At 55.1% G+C, this 9,906-nt stretch carries 10 protein-coding genes and 2 tRNA genes; 7 read left to right on the top strand and 5 right to left on the bottom strand.

Annotation, left to right across the window (positions count from 1 at the left end):
- The 5 genes from ABYV26_RS13385 to ABYV26_RS13365 form a co-directional block, all read left to right on the top strand.
- The coding region (locus ABYV26_RS13385) for a transaldolase family protein (RefSeq protein ID WP_372681773.1) at positions 1 to 425 on the top strand (425 nt) is incomplete at its 5' end.
- A gap of 61 nt (positions 426 to 486) precedes the next feature.
- Entirely contained in the window at positions 487 to 1,050 is a 564-nt protein-coding gene (gene pgsA / locus ABYV26_RS13380) for a CDP-diacylglycerol--glycerol-3-phosphate 3-phosphatidyltransferase (RefSeq protein ID WP_372681771.1), read from the top strand.
- Positions 1,051 to 1,103: 53 nt separating this feature from the next.
- Positions 1,104 to 1,178: transfer RNA gene (locus ABYV26_RS13375), tRNA-Gly, on the top strand.
- Positions 1,179 to 1,192: 14 nt separating this feature from the next.
- Positions 1,193 to 1,267: transfer RNA gene (locus ABYV26_RS13370), tRNA-Cys, on the top strand.
- Between the two features lie 315 nt (positions 1,268 to 1,582).
- Positions 1,583 to 2,062 carry a DsrE family protein gene (locus ABYV26_RS13365; RefSeq protein ID WP_372681769.1) on the top strand — a complete coding sequence of 160 codons (480 nt, stop codon included), beginning with the start codon at positions 1,583 to 1,585 and terminating at the stop codon, positions 2,060 to 2,062.
- Here ABYV26_RS13365 and ABYV26_RS13360 read toward each other — a convergent pair.
- From ABYV26_RS13360 to ABYV26_RS13350, 3 genes are read right to left on the bottom strand one after another with little or no spacing between them, the layout of a single operon-like run.
- Complete coding sequence (locus tag ABYV26_RS13360) at positions 2,038 to 2,184, bottom strand: hypothetical protein (protein WP_372681767.1); 147 nt, start codon at positions 2,182 to 2,184, stop codon at positions 2,038 to 2,040. The two genes, ABYV26_RS13365 and ABYV26_RS13360, sit on opposite strands and share 25 nt — an antisense overlap.
- Before the next feature lie 27 nt (positions 2,185 to 2,211).
- Positions 2,212 to 3,582, bottom strand: coding sequence for a sigma-54 interaction domain-containing protein (locus ABYV26_RS13355; RefSeq protein WP_372681765.1), 1,371 nt, complete (start codon positions 3,580 to 3,582; stop codon positions 2,212 to 2,214).
- Positions 3,575 to 4,108, bottom strand: a complete 534-nt coding sequence (locus tag ABYV26_RS13350) for a Rab family GTPase (RefSeq protein WP_372681763.1) — start codon at positions 4,106 to 4,108, stop codon at positions 3,575 to 3,577. The genes ABYV26_RS13355 and ABYV26_RS13350 overlap by 8 nt, the downstream gene beginning before the upstream one ends.
- 824 nt (positions 4,109 to 4,932) lie before the next feature.
- Between ABYV26_RS13350 and ABYV26_RS13345 the strand changes: the two genes are divergently transcribed.
- Positions 4,933 to 5,112: a YegP family protein gene (locus tag ABYV26_RS13345; protein ID WP_372681762.1), complete on the top strand. Its 180-nt coding sequence runs from the start codon at positions 4,933 to 4,935 to the stop codon at positions 5,110 to 5,112.
- Positions 5,113 to 5,222: 110 nt separating this feature from the next.
- On the opposite strand, the gene hisA is transcribed toward ABYV26_RS13345, so the two are convergent.
- Complete coding sequence (gene hisA / locus ABYV26_RS13340) at positions 5,223 to 5,999, bottom strand: phosphoribosylformimino-5-aminoimidazole carboxamide ribotide isomerase (protein ID WP_372681760.1); 777 nt, start codon at positions 5,997 to 5,999, stop codon at positions 5,223 to 5,225.
- Positions 6,000 to 6,059: 60 nt separating this feature from the next.
- Positions 6,060 to 8,618, bottom strand: a complete 2,559-nt coding sequence (locus ABYV26_RS13335) for an EAL domain-containing protein (RefSeq protein ID WP_372681758.1) — start codon at positions 8,616 to 8,618, stop codon at positions 6,060 to 6,062.
- A gap of 185 nt (positions 8,619 to 8,803) precedes the next feature.
- On the opposite strand from ABYV26_RS13335, the gene ABYV26_RS13330 reads away from it, so the two are divergent.
- A complete protein-coding gene (locus ABYV26_RS13330) occupies positions 8,804 to 9,805 on the top strand; it encodes a methyltransferase (RefSeq protein ID WP_372681757.1) in 1,002 nt (333 codons plus the stop codon).
- The last annotated feature ends 101 nt before the right edge of the window (positions 9,806 to 9,906 follow it).

Raw genomic sequence — 9,906 nt, 5'->3', positions numbered from 1 at the left:
CCAAGATTCACAAGAATATCGTCATTAAAGTGCCCATGACCGTAGATGGTCTCAAGGCTACCCGTCAGCTCACCCAAGAGAACATCAAAACCAACGTCACCCTGATCTTCTCACCACTTCAGGCGTTAATGGCGGCAAAGGCCGGGGCCACCTACGTAAGTCCCTTCGTCGGTCGGCTGGACGACCTTTCTCAGGATGGCATGCAGCTTGTTGAACAGATCGTTGAGATTTTTTCCAACTACGCCTACGATACGGAGATCATCGTGGCCAGCATCCGCAACCCCCTGCATGTGCTGGACGCGGCCCTGGCCGGGGCGGATATCTCAACCATCCCATTCAACGTGCTGAGCAAGCTGGCGGCTCATCCGTTGACGGACAAGGGCATCAGTGCCTTTTTGGCCGATTGGGACAAGGCCCAAAAATGACGGGTTCGTCCAAAAATAACGGGCAACCCCCCATGATGAGTGGACAATCAATCTAAATCAAATGAAAAACGAGCAAATCAACTCACTTCTCACCCATCCCAACACGCTGACGCTGTTCAGGGTCATCTCGGTGCCGATCATCGTGCTGCTGCTGATGGTGCCCAACCGATTCACGGCACTGTTGGCCGGCCTTATTTTCAGCGCCGCCGCCATCACCGACTATTTCGACGGATACCTGGCACGCCGATACGGACTGGTTTCCAACCTGGGCAAGGTCATGGACCCGGTGGCGGACAAACTGCTGGTCTCTTGCTCCCTGATCATGCTCACCGCCCTGGGATGGATGCCTGCCTGGATTGCCTGCATCATCGTCGGTCGTGAGCTGGCCGTCACGGGGCTCAGGAACATCATCGCCCAGAATAAAATCGACGTCTCCGCATCCAGTTTGGGCAAATACAAGACCGGTTTCCAGATTGCGGCCATTATTCCTTTGATGTTCCATTTTCCGGCCTTTGGATTGGATTTTCACGCCGTCGGTATGTTTTTCCTCTGGGGAGCCTTGATATTCACGCTCTGGTCGGGGACGGATTACTTCCTGCGGTTCAGGAAATTACTTCGCGGCTGAAATTTTCTGTTGACATTGAAACCATAAATTTATAAAAGTGCCACTTCAACTGAGCGGGAATAACTCAGTGGTAGAGTGCGACCTTGCCAAGGTCGAAGTCGCGGGTTCAAATCCCGTTTCCCGCTCCATTTTTTTTTATACGGGCGGCATAGCCAAGTGGTAAGGCAGAGGTCTGCAAAACCTCCATTCTCCGGTTCAAATCCGGATGCCGCCTCCAAAATTACCGAACGCAAAGGGCTGAATCATCGTATTCGGCCCTTTCTTTTTTTTCCGCCTCCGAAGCTTAGCCACCCTTTTCGTACACCCTGCCAGTTGGCCACCGCCATCTCCCCGAGAGGGCCAATACCCTTTCGAACCCATGCCCACCCGGTCGCCTACCCGCCTGTTCATCAACGTCTGGACGCCAGGTCCGATTAAAAAAAGGCAGGGGATGCCTTGACCATCCAGGAATCCTGTCTTTATTTTTAAGATGACCGTTTCCTGCATCAAACCGTTAGTTTGGTGCCCAACCCGCCTGCATGAGGATGTCACGATGAAACATATGCTGATTGCGGTGCTGGTCCTGTTCCCTTCAATGGCATGGGCTGGCAACGTGGACGACAAGAAGGCCCTGGGTAATTTGACATCGCTGAAAATGGTTTGCGATGTAAACGTGGGGGAGGCAAAACTGCTGCTGCGCCGACTTGAGTTGATCGATGAAACTTACAGCCAGCTGATCGATGCCGGGGTCACACCGACGGTTGTGGTCGCTTTTCGCGGCGGGGCCAGCCTTTTTGTCACCCAAGGGGCGAAGTACATTGACCCCGGGGACGCGAAAACGAAAAGGGAAATTCAAGGCTGGGTCGATCAATTCAACCAGCACGGGTTTCGCATCGAGCAGTGTGCGATAGCAGCCAAGGCGCAAAAGGTCGATCCGGCGGACTTTTTACCGGCGGTGACTGTCGTTCAGAACGGCTACATTTCAATTGTGGCTTACCAGGCAAGGGGCTATGCGCTGTTGCCCATGGATTGAGCCGGTCCGGAGAGAACACGTGGACCCGGTTCAATCAGGTGGGGGCTTGCCTCGACGCGCCGTTTCACGGAGATCCATCGGCCGTCACGATGACTCAGTTCGTTGATGAACTGCCTGCTCATTATCACCGCCTGCCCCGATCTCAGCACCTATTCAAGGCCGTGCTTTTCCATGCGGTATCGCAGGGTATGGCGGGTGAGGCCAAGCAGTCGTGCGGCCTTGCTCTTATTCTTGTCGGCCTGTTCGAGCGCCGACAGAATCAGGCTGCGCTCGACCTCCTCCAGTTCTATTCCCGTGGACGGCACCGTCCACGGGTGTTCGTTTAAGCTGGGGGGGACTGCGGCGGGTGTCATTAAAACCAGATCGTGTAAATCGATTTCATCGCCATTGATAAAGATCATGGCTCTTTCGATGCAGTTGTTCAATTCCCTGACGTTTCCCGGCCAATGGTGTGCCAAGAGGGCTTTGCGGGCGCCGCGTGAAAAGCCCTTGACCTTTTTGTTCAACTGGATGTTCAGCAGTTCTACGAAGTGTTGGGCAATCGTTGCGATGTCTTCTCCGAGTTGCCTGAGCGGGGGCAGGGTTATCGACACCACATTCAGGCGATAGAATAGATCTTCACGAAACGTTTTGGCGGCAATTTCCGTTTTCAGATCGCGATTGGTCGCGGCGATGATGCGCGCATCGGCCTTCCGCAGAATCGTGCTGCCCAAGCGTCGAAACGTTTTTGATTCAATGGTGGAGAGCAGTTTGGCCTGCATGTTGAGGGGCAGTTCGCCGATTTCATCGAGAAACAAGGTGCCACCGTGAGCCTCTTCCAACAAGCCGGGCTTGGCGGATATGGCATGGGTGAAGGCGCCTTTTTCGTAGCCGAACAATTCAGCCTCGATCAGTTGCTCAGGAAGCGCCGCGCAATTGATCTCCACAAAGGGAGCATCAGCGGTCATCGAGCTTTCATGAATCATTCGGGCGGTGAGGTTCTTGCCGGTTCCGGTTTCACCCATCAGCAGCACCGTTGCCGACGGGACATGGCTCAGCCGTTGAACGGTCTGGAGGATTTGCTGGATGGCAGGTGATTGTCCCAGAATCGAACGTCCGATTTGGCTGCGCCGATGTTCGATGCTCGTGCGGTAGAGATACATGTCATATCGCTGCTGGTTGGCGGCTTGCAGGGCCAGTGCGGTATGGGTCGCATCCTCCAGTACCAGCAGGGCGCGATCTTTTTCGGTGTATGCCAGCAGGAGCAGGTTCAGGTAACGCGTTTGTCCCTGCTTGTCGCTGCGGTTGACATAATCCAGGTGATAGACGGATTCCTGTTTGGCAACGATGCGTTGCAATTCGGCTTCGATTCCCACCAGTTCAGGTAAGATGTCCGTGATGAGGGTATGCGGCGGTGGTGAGGGGGGCAGAGACAGCAATTGCTGGGCGGCAGGATTGGCTTCAATCACCTGCAGACGTCCATCGAAAAATATGGCACCGAAGCCCTTGTGCTCCAGTAATCTGTCCAGCGGATCAGCCATTTGGCGGCTCGATCTTTTGGGATAGCAGATGAAAAGCCTCCTCCACCCGTTCACCGGTTTTTGCGCTGGTCAGGATCAACGCGGATCCAAAATCGGCTGCCAGCAGTTGGTAGTCGGAGAAGGTGTCGCTCCGGTCTTCGATCAAGTCGAATTTGTTGCCTATGATGACTAAGGCGGCCCTGGGGTTGACAGAAAGGAATTGGTCGCCGATGGTCGCAAGTTCGTCGACGGTTTCCGGCCGTGTCAGGTCTGCTACGGCCAGCGCACCCGATGCGCCGCGAAAGTAATTCATCACCACCGGGTCAAATTTTTCAAGCCCGGCGATATCCCAGATCAAAAACTCATGTTGTGCGGCGCTGCCCGCATGCCCGCCGTGGACCGGCGGCATCAATTTTTTGCTGATGCTGATGCCGATGGTAGTCAGATACTTGTCACTGAAGCGATCATTGACAAATCGCTGAACCAGGCTGGTCTTGCCTACGGCAAAAGTGCCCAGCAGGCATATTTTCCGTTTGATAACGCCCATAGTGAATTATACCGTCAACTGGATGGATTCCACAACAGGTCCAAGCACCGGCTAACTTGCCATATCAGCTCAAAGCATGGGCGTGGCGGACATCGACATCGATCGGTCATGGTCCAGAACGTCAATCCTATTTTCAAAATTTCCTATAGATATCCAAACCTTTGCCGACTGTCAAACTTTATAGTGAATTGAAGGGTATCGCTCAACCGGAACGGTTTTTGAATCTGAGTACGCAACCGGCGACAAATCGGCGAGGGCCGGCCCTGAACAGTATCCCGACGAACCGACCGGGGGCGAAAATAGCAGCCGCGATCGTGACCCTGATCCCAATCAGGACCGTCCGGTCATCAACCGGGGGCGGAAAAAAATCGGTGATCATCTCGACGCCCTCGTGGCTGCCGTATTCACGTCAGCGTGGCTTTGAGTGATATCACGCACCCGTTTGCGGATTTGGCACCCTTTTTCGCACAGCTATTCGGCGAATGTGGATAAAATTATAAAATTTTTATAACAATAATTGTTAGTTAGCTATATTTTTCTTTTACTTGAGGACGTTGGCAAGCCGGTTGCTTCACCTTCGAACCAATCCTATCGCGAAAACGAGCGCGTTCCCCTTTGCTTTGTTCTGGATGCCTCCAGTTCCATGGCTGAGGTTCACCGGGGATTCCAGAAACTGGACCTCGCACGGGGGGGTAATCAATAATTTTAACGACACCATCTAGGGAGGGCCGTGCACGCAACAGACGGGTGGAATTCAAACCTGTCCGCTGGCGATGCGCAGTTCAAATTATCGGAAGCACGCATTCTAAGGAAAGGAGATTAAAATGGCCTACACGTTCGAAGTTTACAAAGACAATGGCGGTGCATTCAGATTCCGTTTCAAGGCATCAAACGGTGAAAACATGTTTGCCAGCCAGGGGTACAAGCAGAAGCGTTCCGTCTTGTCTGCCATCGAGTCGATCAAAAAGAATGCTCCCGACGCACAAGTCGATGACCAGGCCTGATCGATCGTCGAGGCCCTCGTCCGGGCACCCCGCTTCGGTGTCCGGGCGAGATCGACAACCCAGATAGGAGAAAATGATCGAATGGGCTGCGAACATGATTTCCTTCGGGTTTATACCTGGCGCGTGGTGGGTCCATAGCGTCCGGCCAGATCGGCATAACGGAGCCCGCTGCCGCCGAAGATGTCCAGGGCGCTGCCCACGGTAAAATCGATGCGCCCGTTTCCCAGCGAATCGATCAGTTGGATGTCCTGTTGGCTGGATATGCCGCCTGCATAAGTGACCGGCAGACCCTCCCATCTCCCCAAATATGCCACCAGGGCGGTTTCGATACCCCCACATCGTCCCTCTACATCCACGGCATGGATCAAAAATTCGTCGCAGTAATCGGAGAGGCGGTCCAAGAGCGGGTAGGTGACTGCCTCGGTGGTGAATGTCTGCCATCGATCGGTGGCCACCAGGTAGGTGTCGCCGTGTTTTCGGCAGCTCAAGTCCAGTACCAGGCGTCTTTTTCCGATTTTTCGGGTCAGCTGCTTCAGGCGCTCCATGTGGATGCGTCCGTGGTGAAACACCCAGGATGTGACAATGACATGGCTGGCGCCGGCATCCAGCCAGCTTGCGGCATTGTCTGCGGTGATGCCGCCGCCCACCTGCATTCCGCCTGGCCATCGCGAGAGGGCCGACCGGGCAGCCGCCGTGTTGCCCTTACCCAGCTGGATCACGTGGCCGCCGGGAAGATCGTCCAGGCGATAGCGGTCGGCAAACCACTCGGCGGGTTTTTCCGCCTGATAGTTGGTTTGCAAACCGTGGTGGTCGGTGTCGGACAAGGTGGCACCGACGATCTGCTTGACCATGCCGTCGTGAAGATCGATGCAGGGGCGAAAGCGCATGAAAAACTCCGCAATGCTGGGCTGCGATATCAACCGAAAAGGGTTAGCGAATTCGAAGGGTCAAGGGGTCGTCCTCCGAGACTTTTTTTCAGGTTGCACCCTATTCGTTGCCTGGCCTTGGGCAGCGATGCCGTCCTTTTCAGGTAGCGCTGGCCGTTGCTGACGCTGGAGCAGTTTCTTGAACTGCTCTTCGGGAACGGGATGGGCAAAAAAGAAACCCTGCATGCTGTTGCACCCGTAGCTGGCCAGAAAATCTTTCTGCTCCTGGGTCTCCACGCCTTCGGCGACGGCATCGATGTTCAGGTTGCGGGCCATGGCGATGATGGTTTTGATGATCTCCTGGTCCCCTTTGCTGCTCATTGCATCGGATATAAAGGATCGGTCAATCTTCAAGGTGTCTATGGGAAACCGCTTCAGGTAGCTCAGGGAGGAGTATCCGGTGCCGAAATCGTCAATGGAAAAGGTAACTCCCTGGGCTCTCAGCATTCTCATTTTGGCGATGCATACTTCCGGGTTCTGGATCACGCTGCTCTCGGTGACTTCAAGCTTGAGACACGCCGGCGGCAGACCGCTTTCACGAATGATGTCGATCACCATTTCCACAAAATCAGGCTCATGGAGCTGTCTGGCGGACAGATTCACCGCTACGAAAAGGTCCGAATAACCCATTTGATGCCAGCGTTTGGTCTGGGTACAGGCAGTTTCCAGCACCCACCGCCCCACGGGCACGATGATTCCTGTATCTTCCATGATGCGGATAAAATCAGCGGGAAGGATGAGGCCCAGTTCCGGGTGGTTCCATCGGATCAGGGCTTCCATGCCCATGATCTGGTCGGTTTCATCCACCAGCGGCTGGTAGTAGAGCACCAACTCGCTCTGGTCCATCGCTTTCCTCAAGCTGCTCTCCATTTTCATGCGGTGCAGGGCCTTGCGATTCATCTCTTCGGTGAAGAAGCGGTAATCGTTACCGCCGTTTTCCTTGGCGGCGTACATGGCCATGTCGGCGCTTTTTACCAGGCCTTCCACCTCCCACCCGTCGTTGGGAAAAACGCTGATGCCGATGCTGGTGGAGGTAAAAATTTCGTGGCCGTTGAATCGGAAAACCCGGGTAATGGCTCGTTGGATTTTTCGTGCCACGCGTGCGACGTCGATATCAAGGTTCAAATTGGTGAGAATGATCGTGAATTCATCTCCGCCGAGGCGGAACAAATGGTCCGTCTCCCGAAGGCATTCCTCGAGGCGTTCGGCAACGCCTTTGAGCAGTTGGTCGCCGGTATCATGGCCCAGGGCATCATTGACCTGTTTGAATTTGTCCAGATCCAGGAACATCAGCGCCCATGCCCGGTCTGAATTCCGGCGACTCGAATGTTGAAGCAGATCGTCGATGCACATATAAAACGATTTGCGGTTGGGTAGCCCGGTGAGTATGTCGTGATAGGCGACATACCTGAGCTCCTCGTCTTTTTTACGTCGCTCGCTGATATCCTGAAGGGTATTGACATAACCTTCGGGGTTGCCCTCGGCGTCGAAAAAGACGGCGCCGCTGATGGAGACGTCAACCACCTGCCCGCTCTTGGTAAACCGGCGGGTTTCCACCCCTGAAAAGGAATCCCCTCGGCGAATCTGTGCCAGAAATTGTTGGGTTTCGGGCTGGTTTTCCTGGGGGACGAAGTCGATGGCCTGGTTTTGGCATTCGTCCAAGCGCCACCCGAAAACACGGGTGAAGGCGGGGTTCAGGTAGATGACTCGCCCGGGCATGTCTCTGACGATAACGGGGTCCGGAGCGGCTTCCAAAACGGTGCGGTGGCGTGCCTCGCTCTTCTCTAAGGCCTCCTGCGCCTGTTTTCGCGCAGAGATGTCCCGGTAGATGACATAAATGGCCGGCTCGTCCTTTTCCGTTGCGATCGGTTTGGCCAGGATGGAGACATCCACCAGGGTTCCGTCTTTTCTCATTCGCCGGGTTTCCACCTCAAAGCAGGCCCCGCCCATTGCCCGTGCAGAAAGAGAGAGCCCTTCGGCCTTCAAATGCTCAGGGACGATCAGTTTATCCATCCGACGGCCGATGCACGCCGCTTCCGTGTATTGGAAAAGCCGGCAGAACTCTTCGTTGATGCGTATCACCCGATCGTCCAGATCCAGGATGGCAATGGCTTCCGGGGCGATGTCAATCAACTGTTCGGCATAGCTTTTCTGACTGTGCAGTTTTCTCTCCGCCCGGCGGTATTGGGTGACGTCTCGGATGACACACTGGTATCCATAAATGCTTCCGTCCGCCTCATCCAGGCGCATGGTGGTCACGAGACTGTGTTTTAGCTCCCCGCCGCTGCCTACGAAAATGACAGGCGCGTGGTGAACCAGGCCCGTTTTGCCAGCTTGGCTGATCAAGCGCGCCCGGTCCGCCGCGTTGGCATAAAAAGCGGTGATGTTGGAACCTATCAGCTCGGGTCGCGACGTGCAGAAAAAGTCCAACGCGGCTGGATTGAAATCGATGACGCGGCCGTCTGGGGCCGTAACGATGACGGCATCGGGGGAGCGTTCGAAAAGGATGCGGTAGCGGTCTAACGCAAACCTGGTATTATGGGGGGGGGAGGTCGATTCACTGCCGTTTTGTCCGGTCATTCGATATTTCCATTTAATTCTCTTCGCGACCCTAACAAAAAAACATCGGGCTTGGCAAGTGGATAAAAACCACTATACCCGTGTGATGGTGCATGATCGTTGACAAGGCGAGCACAATCTCCTACCTATTGAATGGAGGATACCTCATATCGGATGGCTTCAATCAACAATCCAAGGGGGTGGTGATGGACCCGCAAATCTGGACACCGGATCGTATCCTGAAAACATCGGGCGCCTATTGGGCCACCTGCGCGCTTCACAGCGCTGTGGTTCTGGACGTGTTCACCCGCATCGGGGATAGCAGGGTGGGCGGTCAGGATATGGCTGATCAGTTGGATGCGTCGGTTGACGCCGTCGGTCGGCTGTTGGATGCCCTTGCCGCCATGGGGCTGCTGACCAAAGCGGCCGGGAGTTATGCCAATACCGAGGCCAGCCGGACCTACCTGTCGATGGATTCGGACCGATACATCGGTTTTATTATCCGGCACCACCACCACCTGGTGGAGTCCTGGGCAAAGCTGTCGGAAGCGATCCTCACCGGAAAACCGATCCGGTTGCCCGTTCGGGATAAAGGCACTGATGCGCGGGAGGCCTTTCTCATGGGAATGTTCAACCTGGCCAACCAGTTGGCGCCACAACTGGTGCCGGCAGTGGATCTTTCCAACTGCAGCACGCTGCTGGATTTGGGGGGCGGCCCCGGCACCTATGCCATTCACTTTTGCCGGCACCATCCGAACCTCAGCGCAACCGTGATGGATCTGCCCACCACGCAGCCCTTTGCAGAAAAGACCATCGCAAAAATGGGTATGGAGGGCAGGGTCGCCTTCATTTCCGGCGATTATCTGCAGGATGACATCCCCGGCAGCTTCGATGCCGTATGGATGTCCCACATCCTGCACGGTGAAGCAGGAGAGGCGTGCCTGCGCATGATCGAAAAGGCATTCGGGTGCCTGAAACCCGGCGGGGTGGTGATCGTCCATGAATTCATTCTGGACGACACCCTGGACAGCCCCCTGTTTCCCGCCCTTTTTTCCCTGAACATGCTGCTGGGAACCGAAGGTGGACGGGCATACAGCCAGGCTCAGCTTGCCGGCATGCTCGATACGGCGGGTTTTGTTGAGATTCACCGGTTGGATTTTACAGGGCCCAATGACTCCGGTTTGATCCGGGGTGTTAAACCCGACTGATCCAACTGAAAATTTGAGATCCTGCTTTTGAAAATCGATTCCCACACATGGCGACAGGCCGTCATCCAAGGTGCTTCGGGATTGGGGGTGGATGTCAGCGT

Origin of the sequence: Desulfosarcina sp. (assembly GCF_041551955.1) — a bacterium.
Lineage (GTDB): Bacteria > Desulfobacterota > Desulfobacteria > Desulfobacterales > Desulfosarcinaceae > Desulfosarcina.
This window is presented reverse-complemented; position numbering and strand designations above follow the sequence as displayed.

Coding starts and splice junctions, on each gene's coding strand:
- ABYV26_RS13355 (WP_372681765.1), bottom strand. CDS start 3,582: ATGGCTGATCCGCTGGACAGATTACTGGAGCACAAGGGCTTCGGTGCC.
- ABYV26_RS13350 (WP_372681763.1), bottom strand. CDS start 4,108: ATGGGCGTTATCAAACGGAAAATATGCCTGCTGGGCACTTTTGCCGTA.
- ABYV26_RS13360 (WP_372681767.1), bottom strand. CDS start 2,184: ATGAGCAGGCAGTTCATCAACGAACTGAGTCATCGTGACGGCCGATGG.
- ABYV26_RS13345 (WP_372681762.1), top strand. CDS start 4,933: ATGGCCTACACGTTCGAAGTTTACAAAGACAATGGCGGTGCATTCAGA.
- ABYV26_RS13330 (WP_372681757.1), top strand. CDS start 8,804: ATGGACCCGCAAATCTGGACACCGGATCGTATCCTGAAAACATCGGGC.
- ABYV26_RS13365 (WP_372681769.1), top strand. CDS start 1,583: ATGAAACATATGCTGATTGCGGTGCTGGTCCTGTTCCCTTCAATGGCA.
- ABYV26_RS13335 (WP_372681758.1), bottom strand. CDS start 8,618: ATGACCGGACAAAACGGCAGTGAATCGACCTCCCCCCCCCATAATACC.
- hisA (WP_372681760.1), bottom strand. CDS start 5,999: ATGCGCTTTCGCCCCTGCATCGATCTTCACGACGGCATGGTCAAGCAG.
- pgsA (WP_372681771.1), top strand. CDS start 487: ATGAAAAACGAGCAAATCAACTCACTTCTCACCCATCCCAACACGCTG.